General features: G+C 69.5%; 17 protein-coding genes and 1 pseudogene. 3 read left to right on the top strand and 15 right to left on the bottom strand.

Features of this window, described 5'->3' with window-relative positions:
• Positions 1-152: 152 nt before the first annotated feature.
• The 5 genes and pseudogenes from ACFWHU_RS08905 to pepN all read right to left on the bottom strand — a co-directional run bounded on the left by ACFWHU_RS08905 (position 153) and on the right by pepN (position 10,955).
• Positions 153-3,458: a S8 family serine peptidase gene (locus ACFWHU_RS08905; RefSeq protein WP_387224441.1), complete on the bottom strand. Its 3,306-nt coding sequence runs from the start codon at positions 3,456-3,458 to the stop codon at positions 153-155.
• Positions 3,459-3,654: 196 nt separating this feature from the next.
• Positions 3,655-4,182 (bottom strand): annotated as a pseudogene (locus ACFWHU_RS08900) (hypothetical protein); the annotation flags it as partial.
• Positions 4,183-4,783: 601 nt separating this feature from the next.
• Complete coding sequence (locus ACFWHU_RS08895) at positions 4,784-5,593, bottom strand: hypothetical protein (RefSeq protein WP_387224440.1); 810 nt, start codon at positions 5,591-5,593, stop codon at positions 4,784-4,786.
• 1,460 nt (positions 5,594-7,053) lie between these two features.
• Positions 7,054-8,121 carry a hypothetical protein gene (locus ACFWHU_RS08890; RefSeq protein ID WP_387224439.1) on the bottom strand — a complete coding sequence of 356 codons (1,068 nt, stop codon included), beginning with the start codon at positions 8,119-8,121 and terminating at the stop codon, positions 7,054-7,056.
• 176 nt (positions 8,122-8,297) lie between these two features.
• Entirely contained in the window at positions 8,298-10,955 is a 2,658-nt protein-coding gene (pepN, locus tag ACFWHU_RS08885) for an aminopeptidase N (RefSeq protein WP_387224438.1), read from the bottom strand.
• 162 nt (positions 10,956-11,117) lie between these two features.
• On the opposite strand from pepN, the gene ACFWHU_RS08880 reads away from it, so the two are divergent.
• On the top strand, positions 11,118-11,756 hold the full coding sequence (locus tag ACFWHU_RS08880; RefSeq protein ID WP_385802542.1) for a DsbA family protein: 639 nt from the start codon (positions 11,118-11,120) through the stop codon (positions 11,754-11,756).
• Between the two features lie 191 nt (positions 11,757-11,947).
• Here the strand turns inward: ACFWHU_RS08880 and ACFWHU_RS08875 are convergent, their stop codons facing one another.
• From ACFWHU_RS08875 to ACFWHU_RS08830, 10 genes are all read right to left on the bottom strand, one after another.
• Positions 11,948-12,592 (bottom strand): superoxide dismutase, encoded by a 645-nt coding sequence (locus ACFWHU_RS08875; protein ID WP_385802543.1) that lies wholly within the window; start codon positions 12,590-12,592, stop codon positions 11,948-11,950.
• Between the two features lie 104 nt (positions 12,593-12,696).
• Positions 12,697-13,788, bottom strand: a complete 1,092-nt coding sequence (locus tag ACFWHU_RS08870; protein ID WP_387224437.1) for a glycerophosphodiester phosphodiesterase family protein — start codon at positions 13,786-13,788, stop codon at positions 12,697-12,699.
• 401 nt (positions 13,789-14,189) lie between these two features.
• Positions 14,190-15,596 (bottom strand): FGGY family carbohydrate kinase, encoded by a 1,407-nt coding sequence (locus ACFWHU_RS08865; RefSeq protein ID WP_387224436.1) that lies wholly within the window; start codon positions 15,594-15,596, stop codon positions 14,190-14,192.
• Between the two features lie 44 nt (positions 15,597-15,640).
• The gene (locus ACFWHU_RS08860; protein ID WP_387224435.1) at positions 15,641-16,651 is read right to left on the bottom strand and encodes a 2-hydroxyacid dehydrogenase; all 1,011 of its coding nucleotides are present in this window, start codon (positions 16,649-16,651) and stop codon (positions 15,641-15,643) included.
• On the bottom strand, positions 16,648-17,784 hold the full coding sequence (locus tag ACFWHU_RS08855; RefSeq protein WP_385802551.1) for an ABC transporter ATP-binding protein: 1,137 nt from the start codon (positions 17,782-17,784) through the stop codon (positions 16,648-16,650). Before ACFWHU_RS08855 ends, ACFWHU_RS08860 begins: the two co-directional genes overlap by 4 nt.
• Positions 17,777-18,568 carry a DeoR/GlpR family DNA-binding transcription regulator gene (locus ACFWHU_RS08850; RefSeq protein ID WP_385802552.1) on the bottom strand — a complete coding sequence of 264 codons (792 nt, stop codon included), beginning with the start codon at positions 18,566-18,568 and terminating at the stop codon, positions 17,777-17,779. The genes ACFWHU_RS08855 and ACFWHU_RS08850 overlap by 8 nt, the downstream gene beginning before the upstream one ends.
• On the bottom strand, positions 18,565-19,716 hold the full coding sequence (locus tag ACFWHU_RS08845; RefSeq protein WP_387224434.1) for an ABC transporter ATP-binding protein: 1,152 nt from the start codon (positions 19,714-19,716) through the stop codon (positions 18,565-18,567). Before ACFWHU_RS08845 ends, ACFWHU_RS08850 begins: the two co-directional genes overlap by 4 nt.
• A complete protein-coding gene (locus ACFWHU_RS08840) occupies positions 19,713-20,582 on the bottom strand; it encodes a carbohydrate ABC transporter permease (RefSeq protein ID WP_385802556.1) in 870 nt (289 codons plus the stop codon). The genes ACFWHU_RS08845 and ACFWHU_RS08840 overlap by 4 nt, the downstream gene beginning before the upstream one ends.
• Positions 20,579-21,622: a carbohydrate ABC transporter permease gene (locus ACFWHU_RS08835; protein ID WP_387224433.1), complete on the bottom strand. Its 1,044-nt coding sequence runs from the start codon at positions 21,620-21,622 to the stop codon at positions 20,579-20,581. The genes ACFWHU_RS08840 and ACFWHU_RS08835 overlap by 4 nt, the downstream gene beginning before the upstream one ends.
• A gap of 6 nt (positions 21,623-21,628) precedes the next feature.
• Positions 21,629-23,059 carry an ABC transporter substrate-binding protein gene (locus ACFWHU_RS08830; protein WP_381798502.1) on the bottom strand — a complete coding sequence of 477 codons (1,431 nt, stop codon included), beginning with the start codon at positions 23,057-23,059 and terminating at the stop codon, positions 21,629-21,631.
• A 173-nt stretch (positions 23,060-23,232) separates the two neighbouring features.
• Here ACFWHU_RS08830 and ACFWHU_RS08825 point away from each other — a divergent pair, with 173 nt between their 5' ends.
• Complete coding sequence (locus tag ACFWHU_RS08825) at positions 23,233-24,672, top strand: FGGY-family carbohydrate kinase (protein WP_387224432.1); 1,440 nt, start codon at positions 23,233-23,235, stop codon at positions 24,670-24,672.
• Positions 24,669-25,295: a histidine phosphatase family protein gene (locus ACFWHU_RS08820; RefSeq protein ID WP_387224431.1), complete on the top strand. Its 627-nt coding sequence runs from the start codon at positions 24,669-24,671 to the stop codon at positions 25,293-25,295. The genes ACFWHU_RS08825 and ACFWHU_RS08820 overlap by 4 nt, the downstream gene beginning before the upstream one ends.
• The last annotated feature ends 24 nt before the right edge of the window (positions 25,296-25,319 follow it).

Here is a 25,319-nt window from a genome sequence, read left to right as displayed (position 1 = left end):
CCCGGCTTGTCCAATCCATTCCGCTGGTCGGGACGGTGCGTCATGGGTCACACGGCGGGGCGGGCACGCGTGAGGGGCGGGCGCCCGTCCGGACGCCCGCCCCCTTCTGCCACGTAAATCCCCCCGTACCGCGTACGGGGACCGTTACGCCGTTACGGCAGGACCTTCTCGATCACGACACTGCCGGTGCCCGCGGCAGTACCGCGCGCGTTCAGCAGCTGGACCTCGCCGAAGAACTGCCGGCCCTCCGGAGCCGCGCCGGCCACCGTCACCTCGGCGGAGACCTCCGCCGACGCGCCGTTGGCGAGCTTCACCGGGGCGTCGCCGACCGTGACCTCGCCGAGCGACGCCGAGTAGAACACGTCGCGGTAGTCGTACTCGGTGGTCCCGGCGGGCACCGAGTAAGCGACCACCTCGAAGGTGTACTCGCCGGCCGCCGGTGCGATCAGGCTGACGGCCTCCTCGGAGTCACCGTCGGCGGACTCGCCGACCGGCACGCCGTCCCGGTAGACCGCGAGGTCCAGGTCCGCCGACTGGTCCGAGGTGCCGCCGATGGCCACGTCGAGCCGTTCGACGCCCGCACCGAGGGTGACGGTCGTCTCCTTCTTCTCGCCGTGGGCGATCGTGGGCCGGTCGACCTTCGCGGAGCCGAGCGAGCCTCCCGCGAGCTTGCCGTCGATGGCGGCGAACCCGTTGGTGACGGTCCATTCCACCGGGGCCGGCGTACCGATCTTGGCCTCGGGGAGAGTGGTGACCGCCGGGTCGAAGGAGGCACCCAGCACGCTGACGTCGAGCTTGTACGGGTTGTTCAGCAGCGGCGACGTACGACGCGACTCGACCTCGACCTCCCAGACGCCGGGCTGCGGGTTGCTGTAGGACCGCAGGTCCGGACGGCAGGTGTTCGCCGGGTTCGAGTAGTTCGGGTAGCAGTTGACGGTCGAGGTCGGGTCGACCGGCGTCCCGTACGGGTGGAGGCTGATGAAGCGGGTCTGGCTGCCGTCGGCGAGTCCGCCGAGGGCGACCTCCAGGGACTTGGCACCCTCGGGGACCGTGACGAAGTACGACTCGGTGCTGTTGCGCTCGACCGAGCCCAGCGACGAGTACGTGAACGAGGGCTTCGCCAGCTTCTTGGAAACGACCACCGTGGCGAGGATCTGCTTGTCCACGCCCGTGGTGGAGCGGTCGTCCAGCTCCAGGATCGCGCTGTGCGCGCCCGCCTGGTCGGGCTTGGCCTGCACCGTGACGGTGACGGCCTTGTTCTTCGGCAGCTTGACCTTCTTGCCGCTCAGCAACTTGAAGGTGCCGTCGTTGTACTTCCAGTTGAGCTGGTGCTCCACCAGACGGTTGGGACCGGTGGTGCGGGTGATGGTGACGTCGTACGTCCGGCTCTTGCCGGCCTGGAGGCCACCCTCACGGTCGTACAGACCGGTACCGAAGCCCGGGGTCTTCAGCGCGAAGTCGATCGAGGTGTCGACCGGGGCCTTGACGCTGTACTCGTTGGCCTTCGCGCCGTCCTTGATCGCGTCCCACGCGTCGACGACGTCGATGAGGCCCGCGCCCTGCTCGTGCGCCTTCTTGCCGTCGATCTTGCCGGCGGTGGAGGTGAGGGCGGTGCGCAGCTTCGCGGGGGTCAGGTCGATCCCCTTCTGCTTGGCCGCCGACAGCAGCAGCGCGCTCGCGCCGGCGGCCTGCGGGGAGGCCATCGAGGTGCCCTGGAGCATCGAGTAGCCGGGCGGCAGCTGGTAGCCGGCCTCGGCGACGGGACCTCCGGGCGACCAGGTCTGCGTGGTGTTGATGGCGGCGCCGGGGGCCGAGATGATCGGCGCGAAGCCACCGTCCTCACGCGGACCGCGGGACGAGAACGGCAGCATGTCGTACTTCGTCGACACGACCGAGCCGTAGTTGGATGCCCACGTCTCCTTGGAGATCGAGGCGCCGACCGAGATCACCTTGTCGGCCAGGGCCGGGTCACCGATGGTGTTGAGGCCGGGGCCGGAGTTGCCCGCGGAGATCACGAGCTGGACGCCGTAGGTGTCGATGAGCCGCGTGTACAGTTCGGCGCGCGCGTTGTTGCCGTCGTTCAGCGCCGGCAGTCCGCCGATGGACATGTTGACGATGTCCACGCCGCGCTCGATGACGAGGTCGGCCATGCCCTCCGTGAGGGCGATGTTGGTGCAGCCGCCGCTCCAGGTGCAGGCGCGCGAGGAGACCAGCTTGGCGCCGGGCGCCGCGCCGTTCATCTTGCCGCCGAACAGGCTGTTGGCCGCGGTGATACCGGCGACGTGGGTGCCGTGCGAGCCCTCGATGACACCGATGTTGACGTAGTCGGCCTTGACGCCATCCTTGTTGACGACGTCCTCGCGGACCTCGATGACGAACGGGATGCGCTCGACGATCTCGGTCTTCGGATTGTCCTCGCCGAAGTAGCCGATCTGGAAGCCGTTGCGGTACGGCTTCATGATCGTGTCGTTGCCGAACTTGCCGTCGTTGTCGAGGTCGATGCGCACGGTCCGGGTGCCGGGGTCGTACAGCATCGCCCAGACGTCGGTGGTGTCGCCGTCCCGGTTAAGGTCCCCGGCCATGTCGCCGCCGCGCGTGGCGGACTCGGCGAAGAGATTGATCTTGTAGTTCCCGGCGGGGGCCGTGTAGGTCCGGTCGTTGTACGTGAACGACGGGCCCTTGACGTCGGTCTCCATCGGACGCCAGGTGCCGTCCTGGTCGTTGACCGGGTCCGTCGCCGTCACCCAGTCGACGATCTTGCGCTCGCCGGTGGTGGTCTTCTGAAGCGCCGGGTGGCCCAGGTCGATGCCCGAGTCGAGGATGCCGATGGTGACCCCGCGGCCGTCCGCCTTGGGGTTCTGCTTGACGAAGTCGACCGCGCCCGTCTCGAAGGACGGGTTGTACGGGTTCTTCGCCGGGGTGTTCGCGCCGGGTGCCGTGGAGGCCAGGGCGCCGGCGGCCTTCGCGGCGCCCTTCACCGTGTCGGCGGCGGGCGTCGGGTCGTCCAGCTCGATCTCGTGCTTGAGGTCGATGCCGTGGACGGAGGAGAGCTTCCCGGCCGCCTTGAGCGCGGCCTCGGCCTTACCGGTGGGCAGGGTGGCCCGTACGTAACCGAGCTTGTCGTACGTCTTGCCGACCACGGCGCCGGACACGGCGTCGAACTGGTCGGAGACCTGCTCGGTCCGGCCTGGGGCCGTGGCCACCATCACGGTGACGTTCTTCTCACCTTCGGCCACCGCCTTGTCGAGCAGATCGACGTCGTCCGAACCGAGCTTCTCGGTGGCGGACTTGGCGGGTTTCACAGGTGCGGAGGCGGCCGGGTCGTCGGCGGCCGGAGCGGCGAAGACAGGCAGCGCGCCGGTGGCTATCAGCGCTGCGGCCAGGCCCGTGGCGGCGGCGACCCGAGCCACGCGTCTCGGCCCGGATATGGAGCTCTCGGATTCGGAGGTCATCAGCATCCCTGGTTGTGAAAGAGACAGTCCGGAATTCGGTACCGGATGACCGCTCAGCTTTGCGTAAATGACCAGGTTTTGTGGAGAGCTGTCGGTGGGGGGAAGTGTCTGTGGCGTACATCCGCCACCACGCGGACCCCGCCATCAAGGACCAACCACCTGATATCCGGGCCTTCTTCGGCCCGGCCGAGGCCCACGGCCGTCACCTCGGCAGCTCGATCACATGGGCCGGGGGCTCGCGGTCGGAGGAGGCGAGAAGGGCCGTGCGCACCACCGTCGCCTGGAGTTCCGGCGAGTCAAGCAGTTTGCGCGGGGTCAGGTGGACCACCCTGATGCCCAGGCGCTCCAGGTGTTCGCGCTTGCGGGCGCATTCGGACCAGATGACGTCGTCCTGCGGGGTCTTGCCGTGGCGCGGTGCGCGGGTGTCAAGTTCCACGGCGACCGCGTGGTCCGGCCAGTAGGCGTCGAGGCCGCCCAGATGGGGGCCGCTCGGCAGGCGCAGGTCGACGTTCCAGACCGGCTCGGGGAGCCCGTACGTCCGCACCATCTCGTAGAGCCGGCCCTCGGCGAGGGCCCGTCCGGCGGCGAGCAGCGAGTCCACCGCGTCCACGACGTACGGCCGGGACAGCAGCCGGGCCAAGCTCAACTCCCGTACGACGGACGCCGGTTCGCAGTGACCTTGGCGCACGGCCTCGGTGAGCAGGAGGCGTACGACCACCGCGTCCGTGAGCTACCAGCACACCCGATGAGGCCATCACCCGGCTCGAACTGTGCCACCGCCAGCGCGCCCGCTGCCAGGACCGCATCCGGGACGCCCGCGCCACCGGCCTGCGCAATCCTCCCAGCCACGGGCCTCGCCCAGAACTCAGATCTGGCTGGAGATCGTCCAGGAGGCTGGCGAGCCTGCTGCCTCACCGCCCCTGGACGACATGGAGGCAACCTCAAGTGAGACTGCCTCTGGAGGGACTCAGATGCAAGGGTTGGAATGGGACTCACCTCCCACTGTCATTTTGTGGCTACGTGGCAGAGGGGGGCGACTTTGAAGAGTCGACCCCCTCTGCCACGTAGCGCACTGTTTGTGAACCAGGCGTCACAGGTTCGGCTTTGCACTATGAGGAGAACCGCGCTGACGAGGTCATCTCACTGCATTCGCTGCTCTGCGGTTACGCAGGAAACGTCGGAACGTCCAGGCGATGGCAAATAGTCCGATAGTACTGATCAATGCAATCTCGACAATTCCACTACGGGACCCCAAAAGGGTCAAGATCGCTGAGCAGCCGGCCAGTATGAGCAGAACCTGCAAGACTAGTTTGAACATGCCTGTACTTATATCAGAGCGCGGCACCGGTAAAGGAGGTGCCGCCGGACCCGGTCATCTTGATCTTGATCCAAGGGTAGTTGCTAGCATACTCGCCATAAATGGGAACCTTGAGTACAATCTTGCGCTTCATTGTCGAGTAGGCGGTTGACGCTGGGAGGCTGGTCTTGGTGTTCGTCAAGCGGTTTTGGACATCCACAACGCTTGACTCGTTCGAGGTGTAGTCGCTACGGCTCCCCCAGGCGCGGACCTTGCCGCCGGAGTACTGGAAATTTGCCTTGTGGTGGTATTTGTAGATCACCGAGCCGGTGTAGCTGTAATTCGTGTACGTGACGTGTGTGGCCCTCCAGGTGCCTGTGGCGGCGCGAGTGGAAAATTCCTCTGGCGAGGAGAGGCCCCCCTCAGGCTCCTCCGGAACGATGACCTCGTCAGCGTTGGAAGCGTCACCGCCCCCGATGAAGTCGAGGACAACGGCTTTTGCCTCGTCAGCCGTCAATAGGGTGTCAGGTATTTCGTATTCGCCAAGGGCATTAATTCGGTAATCGAGCACCGCCGATTCTTCTTTCGGATCAAGAGGTTGAGAGCCAAGCTTAAATACCTGATTGCCATTGACAATGCAAGGAACCGTAGCTGCGATTTCGGGGGCGTTTTGGGCGACCAGGTCACAGTCGGCCTGTGTGTTCGTCCCCGCGCTCATTCGGGAAAGCGCCGCAGCGACGTCCGCTTCGTCAGTTGCGTATGCGGGCGATGGCAGGGTCAACAGCGCGAGGGAAGCGCAACCCACGATGCCGACACGGGCTCTTCGCCAAGTATCCTTGGTCATGTTTTCGACCTTTCTGGGTGAGTTCGCTAGCCGCGAATGGCGTAACGATCGCTCACGGCGTGTAGTTAACGGCCTGCCGGTGATCTTGTCAACCACTTAGTTTTTCGCATTCCTAACTAACGTGCACAATGCTCCATCAATGGGAATTACTGCTTCCGGGTGGCCGAGTGAGAGCTCGGAACTTATGGGGCGAAATCGCTTAAATGAGGGCGCATAGGGATACTGCTGCTCAGGTATTCCAGGGTCAGCTTGAGCATCGAAGGAAACCGGCACAGTTGAGGCACAGGTTCTGAGACCACACAAACGCAGTCGACCCCTGTAGGCCCCCTCGGGGCTTTATTTATGGCCTCTGGAGGCTCCATTATCAATGGCGCCAAGACGATTCGGCTTGCGCCGAACGGCTCGATCTAAGCGGCTCCTGCCGTTGTCCGTCGTCCGTCCAGCCTGAGCCGACCTCCGACCGGCTGCCAGCGAGGATGAGTTCGCCCCACCCTGTCTCAGGAAAGCGGAAGTCCTGCTTTCGTAGATCTGCCCCCTCGGACGGCCGCAGGGACGCGTAGTAGAGACAGCCGAAGGCATGCAGATGCTCGCCGCGGCGCCCCTGTGCTTGAACGGTGGCCAGGAGTTCACGTGCCAGCTTCGGGTCTGGGACGTAACGAAAGTCGACTTCGTCGTTCGTCTGTGGCGGGCGCCAGTCGATGCGGGACAGCGGGTGTGGAGAGGAGGTCACGCTCCACCGCGTAGCGCAGGGCGTTGCTCAGCGCTGTGAGCTTGCGGTTGATCGTGTTGTCCGCAGCACGCTTCCCGTCCAACTTGAGTGACAGGGCTTCGAGTGCTGGGCGCAGGTTGTCGGACTGGGTTAGGTCTCTGACCTTGAGAGAGTATGCGGCAGCCCAGTTCAGCGCCGTCCTGATGTCTTTCGGCGGGTCGATCACGTCTTTGCGCGCTGCCTATTGCTCGTCATCGTCCCTGATCATCTGGAAGGCCCAGGAATGGAGCGCCAGGCACAGAAGAGCCGGTTTCAGCCGGCCTTTTCGAGTGGTCACGAGCGCGGTCATGACGACCGCAAGCGCCTCGGCGAATGTCGGAGGGGTGCTTGGCTGATGCGTTGGGCCACTTCATGCGTACGCAAAACGAGTGGTTGAACCAGGTGGGTGAGTTGAGTTCGCGGAGCTCCGAGGCCGGAAGCGGTTTCGGTGTCGAATTGTTCGCCGCTACGTAGAGACGACATGGGCTCGGAGCGACGGCCATCGGCGAGAGTCTTGGTGGCGAATGGCTCTTGATGCGTGGAGTCCAGGACCTTCCAGCGGAGCTGGAACGGCGCGCTCTTGCTCGGGCGGCTGCGCCGAGGTCGCGCTCAAGGAGGCCGGGAAGCTCTCCTCCGTCCAGGTATCGACCTCAAGCGCGACCAACTACCCTATATGCGGGCCGCTTTCCGCCGCGTGGGGTGTCTGCGGCCGTCACCTCGGCAGGACGACCACCCGCGCGGGGGGCTCCCGGTCCGCCGCCGCGAGAAGGGCCGTGCGCACCACCGTCGCCTGGAGTTCCGGCGAGTCAAGCAGTTTGCGCGGGGTCAGGTGGACCACCCTGATGCCCAGGCGCTCCAGGTGTTCGCGCTTGCGGGCGCATTCGGACCAGATGACGTCGTCCTGCGGGGTCTTGCCGTGGCGCGGTGCGCGGGTGTCAAGTTCCACGGCGACCGCGTGGTCCGGCCAGTAGGCGTCGAGGCCGCCCAGATGGGGGCCGCTCGGCAGGCGCAGGTCGACGTTCCAGACCGGCTCGGGGAGCCCGTACGTCCGCACCATCTCGTAGAGCCGGCCCTCGGCGAGGGCCCGTCCGGCGGCGAGCAGCGAGTCCACCGCGTCCACGACGTACGGCCGGGACAGCAGCCGGGCCAAGCTCAACTCCCGTACGACGGACGCCGGTTCGCAGTGACCGTGGCGCACGGCCTCGGTGAGCAGGAGGCGTACGGCCGCCGGGTCGCTGAGCCCGGCGACCGCGTCGGCCAGGGCGCGTGCCACGGGGGCCACCGGGAGGCCGGTGACCTGCCGCGCGCCCGGCAGCGCGTGGGCGCGCACGATGCGGACGCAGCCGGTGGAGCGCAGCCGGCGGGTGCGGGGGACCAGTACGTCGATGTGGTCCAGCGCGGTCAGCGCGGGGGCCGACGGGAGGCCGTGCAGGGTGAGGGCGGCGAGGCCGGTGATCATGGCGGTGTCGCGGGGAGCGCCGGCGCCGGTGCCGGCGGGCTGGGCCGGGACGTCCTGGCGGCGCCCCGCGTACAACAGCGCCCCGTGCAGGCGCTCCTCGCTGGTCGGCGGCCCCTGATGGAGCAGGAAGACCCCTGGCAGCAACTGCTGCCAGGGGCCTCCGGGCGCACACCGCGCGACGGCGTACGCCGTGCTGACACCGTGCTCGCGCAACTGCGTGGCGGACAGCACGCGCCGCTGCGTGCCGACGAGGTGGCTGAGCGGGCGGGGGGAGAGCGGGGAAGGGGTTTCGCCGCCGCAGGAGGTGGGGGAGTTGTTCATGTCCGGGGCTTCCCCATGAACGGCCCGCCCGCTAACCGCTGTTACGAGCCCGTCGGCAAATCGGGACAAGCTCGTCCTAAAGTACGGACGTTCGATTGCCGATCAGGCGGGGTGCTTTCGGGCAAACCGCCGGTCCGCCCCGCCGGTCCGTCTCTTCCCTTTTCCTCCCGTCGCGATCAGCCCGACGTCACCGCCGCCGTCGCGTCGCACGCCTGCGCCGCCAGCGCCCGCGCCAGATCGTCCCGTGCCTCAAGTACCAGACGGCGCAGCGCCGGTGGCGCGTCCGGATGCGCCGCGAGCCAGTTGTCCGTGTCGCGCACCGTCTCCTGACGGTCCTGGAGGCTCGGATACAGGCCCTCCACCAGGTCCATGCCGATCTGGATCGAGCGCTCGGCCCACACCCGTTCGATCATCTCGAAGTACTTCTCCGCGTACGGCGCGGTCAACTCCCGCTGCCCCGGCTGCGCGAAGCCCGCGATCGTCGCCTCCACCAGCGCGTTCGACAGGGCGTCGGAGTCGACGACGTCCGCCCACGCATTCGCCTTGACCTCCTCGGAGGGGCGCGAGGCCAGGCACCGGACCTGGTGGCGCTTGCCGGACGCCGTGTCGTCGCGGGCCAGCTCCGCCGCGATCACGGACTCGTCGGCCAGACCGTGCGCGGCCAGGGGACGCAGGAAGCTCCAGCGCAGCTCCTGGTCGACATCGAGGCCGTCGATCTTCGCCGTGTTCCCCAGCAGGCCCCGCAGCAACTGGAAATCGGCGTCCGAGGTGGCCGTCGACGCGAAGAACCGCGCCCAGGTCAGCTGGTGCTGGCTGCCGGGCCCGGCGAGCCGCAGCTCACGCAGCGCGCCCTCCGCAAGCGCCCGCGCGCCCTCCTCGCGCCACTGCGGCGCCGCGTAGTGGATCAGCGCGCCCTGTGCCCAGGCGTGCAGCCTCTGGAGTACGCCGATGTCCGACTCGCGCCCGGCGAACCGCAGCACCAGTTGGATGAAGTCGCGTGCGGGCATCAGCCCGTCGCGCGTCAGATTCCACAGCGCCGACCAGCACAGCGCCCGCGCCAGCGGGTCGGTGAGTTCGCCCAGGTACTCGCGCAGCGTCTCCAGCGAGCCCTCGTCGAAGCGGATCTTGCAGTATGTGAGGTCGTCGTCGTTGACCAGGATCAGATCGGGCCGCTCGGCGCCGGCCAGCTCCGTGACGACCGTGCGCGGCCCGTCGACGTCGACCTCGGCGCGCGCGTACCTGACCAGCTCGGCGTCCACGCTCTCGCGCCGGTACAGGCCCACCGCCACCCGGTGCGGGCGCAGCTCGGGGTGCGACTCGGTGGCCTCCTGGAGCACGGCCAGCTCCGTCACATGTCCGGAGGCGTCGTAAGTGACCGCCGGCGTCAGCGAGTTGACGCCCGCCGTCTCCAGCCAGGAACGCGACCACGACACCATGTCGCGCCCCGACGTCTCCGCCAGGACGGAGAGCAGGTCACCGAGGCGGGTGTTGCCGTACGCGTGCCGCTTGAAGTAGCGCCGCGCGCCTTCCAGGAACGCCTCGCGCCCGGCGTACGCGACGAGTTGCTTGAGCACCGACGCGCCCTTGGCGTAGGTGATGCCGTCGAAGTTGAGCTTGGCGTCCTCCAGGTCACGGATGTCGGCCGTGACCGGATGCGTGGACGGCAACTGGTCGGCGCGGTACGCCCACGACTTGCGGTTGTTGGCGAAGGTGACCCACGCGTTGGTGAAGCGCGTGGCCTCCGCCTGCGCCAGCGAGCCCATGAAGTCGGCGAACGACTCCTTGAGCCACAGGTCGTCCCACCAGCGCATCGTCACGAGATCGCCGAACCACATGTGCGCCATCTCGTGCAGGATGACGTTCGCGCGGCGCTCGTAGGACGCCTGGGTGACCTTGCCCCGGAAGACGTAGTCCTCGCGGAAGGTCACACAGCCGGGGTTCTCCATCGCGCCGATGTTGTACTCGGGCACGAACGCCTGGTCGTACTTCCCGAAGGGGTACGGGTAGTCGAAGTTGTCGTGGAAGAAGTCCAGGCCCTGCTTGGTCACCAGGAAGATGTCGTCGGCGTCGAAGTGCCGGGCGAGGCCCTTGCGGCACAGCGCGCCGAGCGGGATCTCCAGCGTGGAGCCGTCGGGCAGCGCGCGCCGGTACACATCGGTGACGTGGTGGTACGGCCCCGCCACGACGGCCGTGATGTACGTCGAGATCGGCTTGGTCTCGGCGAACGTCCACACACCGGTCTCGGCACCCGACCCGGTCGTCTCACCGTTGCTCCACACCGTCCAGCCCGCGGGCGCGGTCACCTCGAAGGTGAACGGTGCCTTCAGATCGGGCTGCTCGAAGTTGGCGAAGACGCGGCGCGCGTCGGCCGGCTCGTACTGCGTGTAGAGATAGACCTCGCCGTCCTCCGGGTCGACGAAGCGGTGCATGCCCTCGCCCGTACGGCTGTAGGCGCACCGCGCGTCCACGACCAGCACGTTCTCCTCGGCCAGCCCGTACAGCGCGATGCGCGAGCCGTCGAACACGACGGACGGGTCCAGCGAGCGGCCGTTCAGGGTCAGCGACGTCACACTCGGCGCCACCAGGTCGACGAAGGTGGCCACACCCGGCCGCGCCGACCGGAAGTGGATCGTCGTCACGGAGCGGAAGGTACGGGGCGCACCCGGTCCGTCCGCGGCCGGACCGTCCGGCGCCCCGTCCGGCTCCCCGACCGACGCGTCACCCGGCGACTCACCGACCGCCGACCGCAGGTCGAGCGCGACCTCGTACCGGTCGACGGACAGCAGCTCGGCCCGCTCGCGGGCCTCGTCGCGGGACAGGTTCTCACCGGGCACGGACACTCCTAGGTGCGTGTTTTTACCTACAACGGTTCGAATTCTCCCACGGGGCACCGTGTCCGACGGCTGCCGGGAATGACTCCGGCGACCGGCGGCGTTGCCCCGTACGTTGCCAATGGTTGGACCGCAGCCCTTTCTTTTTCTAGGAGAGACACGCCCATGAGTGAAACGAGTGCCAGGACGCCGGTCGACTTCTGGTTCGACCCGATCTGTCCATGGGCCTGGATGACGTCCCGCTGGATGCTGGAGGTCGAGAAGGTCAGGAACGTCGAGGTCAACTGGCACGTCATGAGCCTGGCCGTGCTGAACGAGGACAAGCTCGACGAGCTGCCCGAGCAGTACCGGGAGGGCATGAAGGCCGCCTGGGCCCCGGTCCGCGTCGTGACCGCCGCCCAGCAGCTGCACGGCGACGAGGTCGTCGGCAAGCTCTACACCGCGCTCGGCACCCGTATCCACAACGGCGGCGAAGGCAACGAGCGCGCCACCATCGTCGCGGCGCTGGCCGATGTCGGCCTTCCGGCGGACCTCATCGACTACGCGGACAAGGACACGTACGACACCGAGCTGCGCGCCTCCCACAAGGAGGGCATCGACAAGGTCGGCCAGGAGGTCGGTACCCCGGTGATCGCGGTCCCCGGCTCCGACGGCGAGCAGATCGCCTTCTTCGGCCCGGTCGTGACCCCCGCCCCCAAGGGCGAGGAGGCCGCCCAGCTGTGGGACGGCACGCTGATGGTCGCCTCGATCCCCGGCTTCTACGAGATCAAGCGCACCCGTACGCAGGGCCCGATCTTCGACTGACCGGCCGTCCGTGTCACGGGCCGCGTGGTGAGCCCGTCGCGGCGCCCGCCGGTGACCGGGCGTATGTGGAAGGACCCCCGCGAGTCATGTCCTCGCGAGGGTCCTTCGTCATTCCGTCCGCAGGTGAAGGCTGAGAAGACGATCACGAGCAGGACGCCTGTGGGGGCGGCGGCGCGGGTGGCGGGATCAGGTCACTGCGCCAGGAGCAGGACGTCGTCCCGCTCCTTCGCCGCCGCGTAACGCTTCGCCACGTCCTGCCAGTTCACGACGCGCCACATCGCCTCGATGAAGTCCACCTTCTGGTTCTTGTACTGGAGGTAGAAGGCGTGCTCCCAGGCGTCGAACACCAGGACCGGCACGGATCCCTGGCCCACGTTGCCCTGGTGGTCGTAGACCTGCTCCACGATCAGTCTGCCGCTGACCGGCTCGTACGCCAGGACGCCCCAGCCGGAGCCCTGCGTCGTCGCCGCGGCCTTCGTGAGCTGGGCCTTGAAGCCGGCGAACGAGCCGAACGACGCGGTGATCGCGTCGGCGAGGTCGCCCACACCGTCGGCCGCCAGCGGCTCGCCGCCGCCGTTGTCGCCCGTCATGTTGTGCCAGTAGATCGAGTGGAGGATGTGGCCGGAGAGGTGAAACGCGAGGCTCTTCTGGAGGCCGTTGATCGCGCCCCAGGACTCCTTGTCGCGTGCCTCGTCCAACTGCTCCAGGGTGTCGTTCGCACCCTTCACGTACGCGGCGTGGTGCTTGTCGTGGTGGAGCTCGATGATCTGCGGGTTGATCACCGGTTCGAGCGCCGCGTAGTCGTAGGGGAGTTCGGGGAGTGTGTAGATGGCCATGGGCGAGCCCTCCTGCTGCTTATTGCACATCTTATGCAACTGCACGCTAACAGCAAGAGGGCTCGGTGTTGATCAGGCGTTGGTCCTAGGCCTGTTGCCCACGCTCAGGCTTCCGCCGCGTCCCGTGCCATCGCCGCGATGTCCGGGTAGTCCGTCACCACGGCGTCCACGCCGCGGCCGAAGTGCAGGGCGTACTCGGCGAAGGCGTCACCGAACGCGTTGGGATCGGTGCCGCGCCGGAGCGCCGCCGGCAGGTACTGGTTCTCCGCGCGGAAGGTGTACGCGCCCACCTTCAGACCGGCCCGGTGCGCGTCCGCCAGCAGAGTGAACGGCTCCACGACGGACGACTTGTCGGGCCCGATCCAGTCCGCGTACCGCGCGATCTTCCGCAGCCCCTCCGGCGTCATCATGTCCTTGTACGTCGTGGGGTCACCCGCCGCGACGTGGTCGTACGGCGCGCCCGTCGTGCCCAGCGCCTGCCAGAGCGGCAGCCTCAGCCGCTCGTCGGCGAACGCCGCGAGGCTGCTGGGCTCGAACGACTGGACCACGCATTCGTCGGCGTCCAGCCGGTAGCGCCGCACGATCCGGGCGAGCGCGGGCTCCAGGGGCAGCCCGATGGAGCGGAAGTACGTGGGGTGCTTGGTCTCCGGGAAGACGGCGACCCGGCGGCGGTATCGGCGGGACAGCTCGCGGGCCAGCTTCACGACCTCCTCGAAGGTCATCACCGGCTCACGGCCGTCGAAGACGGTGTTGCGATTACGGATCAGCGGCAGCCGCTCGACGGCCCGCAGGGTCTTCAGCTCGGCCAGCGTGAAGTCCTCGGTGAACCAGCCGGTCACCGGCCGTCCGTCGACGGTCTTCGTCGTACGCCGGTCGGCGAACTCCGGGTGCTTGGCGACGTCCGTCGTCCCCGAGATCTCGTTCTCGTGCCGCACGACCAGGACATGGTCCTTGGTGGGCACCAGATCGGGCTCGATCCAGTCGGCGCCCGTCTGCACGGCGTAGGTGTAGGCCGCCGCCGTGTGCTCGGGCCGCCAGCCGGCGGCGCCCCGGTGGCCGATGACCACGGGCCGGCCGGAGCCGTCGGGCCGCCGGGGCGATGCGGCGGCGGCGGTGGCCGTGACGGGCAGCGCGGTGGCGGCGGTGGCGGCGCCGGCCGCGAGCAGTATCGAGCGGCGTCTGGGCTGTGCGGACATACGGGTCTCCCTCGTAAGGCTCGTGAACGGCGGTCAGTTGGCGTGATCCAGGGTTCGGCGGCAGCACGATAGGCAGGTGAGCGGCCCGAGTTGGCGCGATGCGCGGTGGATTCACCGCCTGTGCGGCGGGCGTCCATCCCGGGTTCACCCCGAATGCCGCCCGACCACTCGGCCCGCCGAGGACCAGGTTCGGCGTGCGGCCCGGGGCCGCGTGCGCAGACGCGTCCTCCGCGCGCGGATCGCCGCGTACGACCCACACCCCGCCCGTCGTACGGCGAGTGCCCGCGCCCGCCCGCGCGGCCGGCGGTTCCCGGTCCCGGATACGCCGTCGGCGCGGGGCCGCGTACGGTGCCGACGTCCGCACGGTGCGTCCACCCGTGGCGGCCCACCCCACCCGTCCCCTACGAACCGTGCCGCGCCCGCGCCGTTCCCAGGCGGGTCAGGTGGTCGTCGTAGCCCTTCGTGTAGTACGCCGCCCGGACCGGGTCCGGGGTCACCACCGCCGTCGGGGACGTCCACGCGGCGACGTCCAGCGGCACCCCGTGGCGTGCCGCCGACGCGAGGACCGCGCCCCGTGCGCCGACCTCGCCCTCCACGATCCGCAGCGGCCTGCCGAGCACATCGGCGAACAGGCGCATCCAGGCGGGGCTCCGGGTGCCGCCGCCGCAGACCGCGAGGCTTCCCGTCAGGCCCGCCGCCTCCAGGCAGTGCCGGGCGGCGTAGGCGATGCCCTCGCAGGTGGCCCTGATCAGATCGGCCGCCGTCGACTCCAGTGAGACACCGGTCAGTTCGGCCCGCAGTGCCGGATCGACGAACGGCGCCCGCTCACCGGACGGCGCGAAGTAGGGGAGCACCCTGACCCCTCCCGCGCCCGGCTCCACCGCGTCGAGCATCGGGTCCACCTCCGCGAGGTCCGTGCCGGTCATGGTCAGCACCCAGTCGAGCGCGGCGGTCCCCACCATCGCGGGCATGGCGCGCAGCCAGTGCCCCGGCCGGTCCGTCGAGATGTGCAGCCCGCCCGGTTCACCGTCCAGGTCGAGCGTGTCCGTCGCGACGAGCGAGGCCAGACAGGTGCCGATGATCAGCAGCCCGTCGCCCGGCTCGGTGACCCCCGCGCCCAGCGCGCAGGCCGGCAGGTCGTACGGCCCGTTGGCGATCCGTACGCCCGAGGGCAGCTCGCCGATCGCGACCGGATCGCTGACCGGGGCCAGCAGCCGCTCCCGGTGCGCGAGGCCCAACTCCGCGAGCACGTCGGGCGAGTACGCCCGTGTCCTCGGGTCCAGGAACGGCATCGACGCGTCCGAGACATCCGTCGCCCGCACCCCGGTCAGCCGCTGGAAGACCATGTCCTTGCAGTACAGCGCCGTCGTCGCGGCGTCCAGCGCCGTCGGCTCGTGGCGGTCGAGCCAGGCCAGCACGGGCCCCGGACAGCCCGGGAACATCGCGCTGCCGCTGCGCCGGAAGACCGACTCGAAGACCCCGGACGCCAGCCACGCGTCCACGAACTCGTGCGCCCTGCCGTCCATCCAGGAGATCGCGGGCCGCACCGGGCGCCCTTCGGCATCGACCAGCCAGACCCCGTCGCCCTGGCCGGTGAGCCCGGCCAGTTCGACCGGCTCGGGCAGCGCGGCGGTGAGCGTGCCGAGGGCGTCGACGACCGCGCCGTACAGCTCCTCCATGTCCTGCTCGACATGGCCGCCGTGGATGTCGAGGCGCACCGGGCGGGACTCGACGGCCAGTGCGTGGCCTCCCGCGTCGAAGGCCGCGGCCTTCACCATCGACGTGCCGACATCGATACCGACGTACATCGCGCTCTCCTCAGGTTCCGGGGGGCCCGAGCGGCCCGCGGCCTCTATGTCAGGCAGTGCTCCAGCGGCTGGCCCTTGGCGTAGCGCGCGACCTCGGCGGCGGCGATCCGCGCCGCCTTGCGCGCCACGGCCTTGCTGGCCCCGCCAAGATGCGGGGTCAGCACCAGATTGGGGGTGCCGTGCAGCCGGGAGCCGGCCGGCAGCGGCTCCCGCTCGTACGTGTCGAGCGCCGCCGCCGCGAGCTGCCCGCTGTCGAGCGCGTCGCACAGCGCGTCCGTGTCGAGGAGCCCGCCGCGCGCCACGTTCACCAGGGTCGATCCCCTTGGCAGCAGGGCGAGTTCGCGCGCGCCGATCAGGCCCTTCGTCTCCGGGGTGAGCCGCGCGTGCAGGGTGACGACGCTCGACCGGGACAGCAGCGCCTCCAGCGACGGGGACCGCATGCCGTGCACGTCGCCGCGTACGTACGGGTCGTACACCTCCACCTCGGCGCCGAACGCGGTCAGCACACGGGCGACCCGGCTGCCGACCGCGCCGTAACCGATCAGCCCGACCGGCGTGTCCTCCAGCTCCGGGCCGCAGCGCTCGTACGTGTAGTGCGTGGCGTCCCACTTCCCGTCCAGGGCGAGGGAGTTGTGCGCCTCGGGGATCCGCCGCAGCGCCGCCAGCATCATCCCGACCGTGAACTCGGCCGTGGCCGCCGCGTTGCGTCCGGGCGCGAAGCAGACCTTGACGCCACGCGCGCGGGCGGCCTCGACGTTGACGTTGACCGGGCCGCCCCGGCACACGGCGATCATCCGCAGCGCGGGGGAGGCGGCCAGCACCCGTTCGGTGAAGGGACCCATCTGGGTCACACAGACGTCGACCCCGTCCAGCGCCTCGATCAGCGCGTCCTCGGAGTCGTTGGCCTCGTCGACCTCGGCGACCTCGCCGAAGGGCGTGAGCGGCCAGGGGAGGGTGAGTTCGGTGATCTCTGCCGGGCCGGCGACGACGCGCCGCAGAGCCTCGGTGATCAGGGAGTTGAGGACGAAGTGGTCACCCGCTGCGAGGATCCTCATGTCAGGGTCAGGGCCTCTCCGGTCTCGGCGTCGAAGACATGCGTGTGCCGTGGGTCGGCGATGACGCGTACGGTGTCGCCCCGGTCCAGGCGTGTCTCCGGGCCGGTCTCCACGACAAGGGGTTCGGCGACGCCGTCGAGCGTGAGCGTGGCGATTCCGGACTCCAGGAGCGGCTCATGGGCGCTGACCGTAGCCCGTACGGCGCCGCCCGGGTCCCCGCCCGACCCGGTGTCCCCCGTCCCGGCCCCCGGCTCACCCACACGGGTCAGCCGCAGGTCCTCCGGACGGATGCCGAGCACCACCTCCCGGCCGACGGGCGGACCGGCCGGGCACGGGAACCGCGCCGACGCACCGAGCCGTACCCACCCGTCGGCCGCCACGACGCCCGGCAGCAGGTTGATCGCGGGCTCCCCCACGAAGTCGGCGACGAACACATTCGCCGGGGCGTCGTAGATCTCGTACGGCGTGCCGAGTTGCTGGATCACGCCGTCCCTCATGACGGCGATCCGGTCGGCCAGCGACAGCGCCTCTTCCTGGTCGTGTGTGACGAGGATCGTCGTATGGCCCAAGTCCCGCTGGATGCGCTTGAGTTCACGACGTGTCGTGTCGCGCTGCGCGGCGTCAAGATGGGACAGCGGCTCGTCCAGGAGCAGTACGTCCGGCTCCCGGATCAGCGCCCTCGCCAGTGCCACGCGCTGCTTCTGGCCGCTGGACAGACCGGCGGGCCGGGCGGCGAGGAGGTCGGTGATGCCGATCCGCTCCGCCATGTCGGCGACCCGTCTGCCCCGTTCCGTACGCCCGTGCAGGCCGCGCGCCGCGAGTCCGAAGCCGAGATTCTCCGCGACAGTCAGCGGCGGGTAGAGCGCGTAGTTCTCGAAGGCGACACCGATGTTGCGCTCCCGCGCGGGCAGGGCGACGACCGACTCGCCGCCCACCAGGATGTCGCCGCCGGTGACCTCCTCCAGTCCGGCGATCATCCGCAGCGTGGTGGACTTGCCGCAGCCGGACGGGCCGAGGAGACCGAGCAGTTCGCCGGAGCGCAGGTCGATGTCGACGCCCCGTACCGCGTCCACGGCGGGACGGCCGCGCGACACATACGTCTTGCGCAGCTCACGCAGGGCCAGTTCAGTCACCGCCCACCTCACAGACTTGATAGGGGACCTTGTGCTCGTCCAGGTCGCGCAGCGCCTCCGCGGAGGCACCGGCGTCCACGAGCACCAGGTCGAACGCGGAGAGCGGGGCAAGCCGGTGCAGGGCGACCCGGCCGAGCTTGGAGTGGTCGAGCAGCAGGACGTTGCGGGCCGCCGAGTCGAGCATCGCCCGCTTCACGGAGACGATGTGCTGCTCCTGGTGGTAGGCGAAGCCCCCGGAGACCGCGGAGGTGGAGGTGAAACAGACGTCGACCTGGAGCGACTGCACGGCCTCGACGCAACTGACCCCGAGGAAGGAGGAGTGCAGGGGGTCGTAGTCGCCGCCGAGCGCCATCAGATGGATGCCGCGCTCCCCGGACAGCAGGTTGATCGCCTCCAGGAAGTTGGTGACGACGGTCAGCGGGGTGATGGAGCCGAGCCGCCGCGCGATCTCCAGCGTGGAGGTCGAGTCGTCCAGCATCACCGCCATGCCGGGCTCGATCAGGCTCAGCGCCCGCCGGGCGACCGCCGCCTTCTCCTCGTGCATCGCCTTCAGCCGGAAGGCGACGTTCGACTCGAACACACCGGACGGCTGCGCCGTCACCCCGCCCCTGAACTTCCTTACGATTCCCTGGCGTTCGAGCTCGTCCAGATCGCGGTGGATGGTCATCAGGCTCACGTCGAACCGTTCCGCCAGCTCGGCGGCGGTGCCCTCGCCCTGTGCGAGGACGTACTCGGCTATCGCCGCCTGGCGCGGGGCGGGGCCGCGCTGCTGCTGGGTGCTCATGGGCTGATCCTTCGTCCTGGACGCTCCGGCCGGTCGGCCTCGAACAGGAGCAGGTTCTCAAGATCCGCGCGGAGCCGTACAGGATCGTCCGTGCGCAGGCCCGCCGCGGCGGCGCGCGGGGCGACGAGCGAGAGCTGCCGGGAGCCGAGCCGGACGGTGACCTCGGTGGCGCGGCCGAGGACCTCGGTGACGTAGACGGTGCCGGTCAGCTCCACCGCGCCTGCCCCGCCGCCCCCACCGGCCGTCTCCCCGCCGGCCCCGGCCTCACCCAGGGCGACGTCCCTCGGCCGTACTCCCAGCTGCACCGCCGTGCCCGGCGGCGCCGGTACGTCCAGCGGCAGTTCGAAGCCGCCATCCGCCGACCCGAAGCGCCCGTCCGCGGTGACCGTCCCCGGCAGCAGGTTGATCAGCGGTCGCCCGAAGGCGCGGGCGACGAACGTGTCGTGCGGCCGGTGCCAGATCTCCTCCCGGGTCCCGGTCTGGACGATCCGCCCGTCCCTGATCACCCCGATCCGGTCGCCGAGCGCCAGCGCCTCCACCGAGTCGTGCGTGACGTACAGCGTGGTCGTGTGCCGGACGTCCCCGATGGCCTTCAGCTCCGCGCGCATCGCCTGGCGGAGCTTGGCGTCGAGATGGGAGAGCGGCTCGTCGAGGAGGAACGCGCGCGCGGGCCGTACGAGCACCCGGCCGAGTGCCACCCGCTGTCGCTGCCCGTTCGACAGCGCGCCCACCGGACGCTCCAACAGCTGCTCGATACCGAGGAGTTCGGCGATCTCGTGTATCCGTGTACGGGCCTCGGCGGCCGGCAGCCGGTACTTGGGCGAGCGCAGCGGCGAGGCGAGGTTGTCGTAGGCGGAGCGGTGCGGATAGAGCGCGTACGACTCGAAGCACATGGCCACGCCCCGGTCGTACGGCTCGACGCCGGTCATGTCCCGGCCCCCCAGCTCGACCACGCCGGAGTCCGGCTCCTCCAGACCGGCGACGGTCTTGAGCGTCGTCGTCTTGCCCGCGCCGGACGGGCCGAGCAGACAGAAGAACTCGCCCTCGGCCACGTCCAGTTCGATGCCGTCGAGCGCGGTGGTGCGCCCGTACGACTTGTGGACGCCACGCAGCCCTATCGAGGTGGTGCCGGATGCGGCCGAGATCATGACTTCACCGCCCCGAACGACAGCCCCCGCACGAGATACCGCTGAATCGTGAGCGCCAGCAGCAGCGGCGGGATCACCGACACGAGCGCGGCGGCGGCCGTCAGGTTGTACTTGGGCCGGTCGCCGCCGAGGAACGACAGCGCGCCCACGGTCACGGTCTGCGCCTCGGACGAGGTCAGGATCAGCGGGAAGACGAAGTTGTTCCACGCGAAGATGAAGGCCAGCAGGGACACCGCGGCGATCCCCGGCTTCACCAGCGGCAGCGCGACCCGGAAGAACGCCTGCTTGCGGGTGTAGCCGTCGAGCAGCGCCGCCTGTTCCAGCTCCGGTGACAGATCGGCGAAGTACGAGCGCATGATCCACACGATCAGCGGCAGCGTGACCAGTTGCAGGACCCAGATCATGCCGAGATAGGTGTCGAAGAGACCGAGCTGCTGGTAGAGCACGAACAGCGGGATGATCACGGTCAGTTCGGGCGCGAAGCGGAACGACAGCAGCGTGAACATCAGATTCTCCGAGCCGCGGAACCGCCAGCGCGCGGCGGCGTACGCGGCGGGCAGCCCGATCACCAGGGAGAGCCCGACCGCCCCCAGCGACACCACCAGGGAGTTGAGGAAGAACCGCACGAACGGCACGCCCTCGTCCTCGCCCGCGCCGAGCACCGTGCGGTAGGAGTCCAGGGTCGGGGTGAACGAGAAGTAGGTGCTGAACAGCTCGTTCGCCGGCTTCAGCGAGAGGATCACCATCCACACGACGGGGAACAGCGCGAAGAGGAAGTAGAGGATCAGCGCGCCGTCGGCGGCGATCCCCAACACCCGCCGCTTCACGGCCCCCTTCGGCCTCGCCGCCGTCTGACGTGACGTCACTTCGGCACCTCCGCAGCCCGGTTCTGGACCCGGCCCAGATAGCGCACCAGCACCATCGCCGCCAGATAGACCACCGCCCACAGCACGATCATGTAGCTCAGCCCGAACGAGTAGCGCTGGAAGCGGATCGCCTCCAGATACGCGCGGATCTGGAGCACCACCGTGGAGTCGCCGGGGCCGCCCTCCGTCAGGGCGTAGATGATGTCGAAGACCTTCAGCGAGTCCATGAACCGGAAGATCACGGCGACCAGGACGTACGGCCACAGCATCGGCATCGTCAGCTTGCGGAAGGTGAACCACCAGCCCGCGCCGTCGACCGCCGCCGCCTCGAAGGGCGACGTGGGCAGCGAACGCAGCCCCGCCAGCGCCAGGATCGCGACGAACGGGGTGTAGACCCACACGTCCACGGCGATCGAGGAGAGCAGCGCGCCCGTCGGGGTGTCCGTCCACTGCACCCCGCCCAGACCGAACGGCCGCAGCAGGTGGTTGACGACCCCGACCGACGGCTGGAGCATCAGCTTCCAGATGATCGCGGCGATCACGGGCGCGATCATCAGCGGCAGGATGAGGACCTTCTCCAGCACCCGGCCGACCAGGGTCGAGCGGTGCAGGAGCAGCGCCACGGCGACGCCGAGCACCGTCTCGACGGCGGCGGCGCCGACCGCGTACAGCACCGTCACCCACGCCGAGTCCCAGAAGGAGGAGTCGGTGAAGATCCGCCGGTAGTTCTCCAGGCCCGTGAAGTCCGGCTGCGGCTTGCTCGCCGCGAAGTCGAACACCGTGTAGTACAGGCCGAGTCCGAAGGGATAGAGGATCCCGCCGGTCAGCAGCAGGGCGGGCACGATGAGCAGATACGGCCGCAGGGAGCGCCGCCACCGCGGAACGCTCCTCTCCGCGCCGGGGTCCGCGGGCGGGGGAGCGCCCGCGGCCGGGCCGGAGCCCGCCCCCGGATCCGCGGCCGACGCCTTGTCAGGGGCGCCGGCCACGGCCGCGTCGTCGGACGAGGCCGCCCCGTGATCGGCCTCCGTCGACGAGGACATGGGGCGTCACCCGACCTTCGAGGCCAGATCGTCCGCCAGGCCGTTCAGCACCGGCCCCGCGCTCTTGCCCCCGTAGATCTCCTGGAGCGCCGACGCCCAGCTCGTGGTCGCGTCGAAGAACTGCTCCTGCGGGGTGAACTGGATCCGCGTCTGGTCCTGGACGGCCTCGAACGTCTCGATGAAGCCGGGGAGTTCACTCATCTTGTCCCGGTACGCCGGGTCGTCACTCACCGACTTGCGCACCGGATCGATGTGGTTGTACTCGATCGCGCCCTTGCGCAGGTGCTCCTTGCCGGTGGCCCACTGGAGGAACAGCCAGGCGGCGCTCTTCTTCTTGCTCTTGGCGTTCATGCCGAGCGACCAGATCCACATGTTGGTCGCGAGCGACCCGTCCGGTCCCTTGGGTCCCGGATGGAACGCGATCTTCCCCGCGGCGGGCGAGGCGCCCTTCACCGCCTGGAAGTACGCGGCGGTGTCCGCGTCGAAGAGCATGCCCGCCTTCTTCGCGCCCAGGTCGCTCGAACACTGGTACCAGGTGTACGAGGTCCACGAGGGCGGCCCGCCCTTCTTGACCATGTCCGCCCAGTCACGGGTGAACGTGATGGCCTCGGGGGAGTTCATCGCGGGCTTCAGGCTCTCCCCGTCGACCGTGAAGTCCTTCAGCTTGTAGCGGGAGAACATCGTCATGAAGCCGGGATGGATCGTCGCCCAGCTCCGCGAGCCGCGCACCGCGACCCCGTACATCCCGTCGAAACCGGCCCCCGGCGCCTTGCGCTTGATGGTCCCCGCGAGTTCACGCAGCTCGTCGAAGGACTCGGCGGGCCGCAGCCCCAGCTTGTCGAAGACCTCCGTGTTGTACGCGACGACGTTGGCCTCCCAGCCCCACGGCAGCGCGTACTGCCCGCCCTGCCCCAGCGGCGTACCGGCCTTCAGGGACCACTGGGTGCCTTCGAGGAGACTCGGCAGGAAGTCGTCCTGGTCCCATTCGGCGCCGGTGGCCGACTCGTTGCGCATCCACGGGCCGAGGTCCTCCAGCCAGCCCGGCGGGCCGTACTGCCACACCATGTAGGCGCCGAGCATGAAGATGTCGTACGACGCCCGGCCGCTGGAGAGGTCGACGGTCAGCTTGTCGAAGTAGTTGTCCTCGGGGAACACGTCGTACTCGACCTTGATGCCGGTCTTCGCGGTGAACGCCTTCAGGTCGGCGATCAGCGCGTCCGTGTACGGGTGCTTGTTGAGCAGCGCCTTGACGGTGGTGCCCTTGTGCCGCTGCCAGTCGAAGGACCCGGTGACGTCGTCGGCCGCCGACCCGTCGCTCTTGCTGTCACCGCCGCCGAAACCTGCCCCACAGGCGCTCAGCAACGGGACGGATGACGCCGCCGCCGTGAGCGCGAGGAACCGCCGCCGGTCGTGCCCGAGCTGCCCGTGCATGTCCATCCGTGACCTCCACGGTCCGGCAGGAGACGTAGTTCCCACGTTCCCACCCGTAGATAACGCGTTCCTTCGAGTGGTTAACAGAGCTTGGAACACCGGTAGTTGCGCGTCAATCCCTCGCGCATCGCAAAATCTCGGTGCAGAGTGAGAACTTCACAGAGGGAGCCGATATGTGGATGGGTATCGATCTCGGTACACAGAGCGTCCGTGCGGTGCTCGTCGGGGACGACGGGACCGTGCTCGGCAGCGGTGCGGCCCCACTCGGCGGCAGACGCGACGGGGTACGCCACGAGCAGTCGCCGGACGACTGGTGGGAGGCGGCGCGCACGGCGATCGGCGAGGCCCTGAAGTCCGCGCCCGACGGCGGGTCACCCCCCGTCCGCGCGCTCGCCGTGTGCGGCACCTCCGGCACGGTCCTGCTCACCGACCGCGCGGGCCGCCCGCTCACGCCCGGCCTGATGTACGACGACGGGCGCGCCACGGCCGAGGCGGCGCTGGCGCGGGTGCAGCCGACGTGGGCGCTGCCGAAGGCGATGTGGCTGCTGAAGGAACAGCCGTCGACGGCGGGCGTACACCTCACCCACCAGCCGGATTTCATCGTCTCCCGCCTGGTCGGCCGCCGTACGGCCACGGACTCCAGCCACGCCCTGAAGACGGGTTACGACCTGGCGACGGACACCTGGCCGCACGAGAAGCTGCGCGCCCTGGGTCTGGACCCCGGCCTCTTCCCGGAGGTCGTACGGCCCGGCGCGCGGCTCGGCGAGGTCGGCGCCGACGGCGAGAGCGCCACCGGCATCCCCGCCGGCACCCCCGTGATCGCCGGAATGACCGACGGCTGCGCGGCCCAGATCGCCTCGGGCTCACTGGGCGTCGGGTCCTGGAACTCCGTCCTCGGCACCACACTCGTCCTCAAGGGCGTCACCGCCGCACCCGTCCACGACAGCACCGGCGTCGTCTACAACCACCGTGCCCCGGACGGCGGTTGGCTGCCCGGCGGCGCCTCCGGTGTCGGCGCCGGCGCGCTGGGCAGAGCCTTCCCCGGCGCGGACCCGGCGCGCCTCGACCAACTCGCCGCGAGCCACGAACCGTCGTCCGCCCTCGCCTACCCGCTGGTCTCGCGGGGCGAGCGGTTCCCCTTCCTCGCCCCCGACGCCACGCCCCTCCTGCTCGGCGAACCCCGCTCCGACGCCGACCACTGGGCTGCGCTCCTCCAGGGCGTCGGCCTCACCGAACGGCTCTGCCTGGACTATCTGGACCACCTCGGCGCCCCGCAGGACGGCCGGCTGACCTTCACCGGCGGCGCCTCGCGGAGCGCGTACTGGAACCAGCTGCGTACCGACATCCTCGGCCGCGGCGTGCACATCCCCCGGCACAGCGAACCGGCGCTCGGGATGGCGGTGCTCGCCGCGTACGGCGCGGGCGCCGCCCCCACCCTCGCGGACGCGGCCGAGCGGATGGTCGGTCTCAGCCATGTCCTGCGCCCAGACCCGGCGCGGACCGCGCGCTTCCTCCAGCCGTATCTGACCATGGTGGACGAACTGGAACGGCGCGGCTGGCTCCCCGCCCCGGTCGCCGCGCACGCGCGCGCCCGCGCCGACGACCTGGAGGTCTCGTGAGTACGACCCTGCTGCTGGCCCGCCACGGACAGACGCTCTGGCACGCCGAGAACCGCTACGCGGGAGTGAGCGACATCGGCCTCACCGACGAGGGGCGCGCCCAGGCGGTCCGGCTGGGGTGGTGGGCGGGACGCCAGGCGGCGGCGGGCGCCGGCATCGACGCCGTGTGGACGTCGACGGTGCCGCGCGCGATCGTCACGGCCGAGCCCGCCTGCCGGGCACTGGACCTCGTACCGACACGCGAACACGACCTGCGTGAATGCGACTTCGGGGTGGTGGAGGGCCGCACGCTCGCCGAGTTCGAGGCGGTGGACCCGACGGCGGCGGCGGCCTTCCGCGCCGACCCGGTGGTCAACCCCTTCCCGGCCGCGGAGGATCCCCGCTCGGCCGCGACCCGCGGCACGGACGCCCTGCGCCGGATCGCCTCGGCGCACGAGGGCGGCCGGGTACTTGTCGTCGCCCACAACACCCTGCTGCGGCTGGTGCTCTGCGAACTCCTGTCGATCCCGCTGAGCGAGTACCGCCGGGTGTTCCCGGGCCTGCGGAACGCGGCGGTGACCGAACTCCGCCTGACCGGCAAGGACACGGCACTGCTGTCGCTGAACGTGCCGTCCGGAACATAGCTCTAAGTGACGAGTTGATCGCTT

This window comes from Streptomyces sp. NPDC060366, from assembly GCF_042725135.1.
GTDB lineage: Bacteria > Actinomycetota > Actinomycetes > Streptomycetales > Streptomycetaceae > Streptomyces.
Note: the sequence above shows the minus strand (reverse complement) of the source record. Positions and strands in the feature narration are given on the sequence as shown.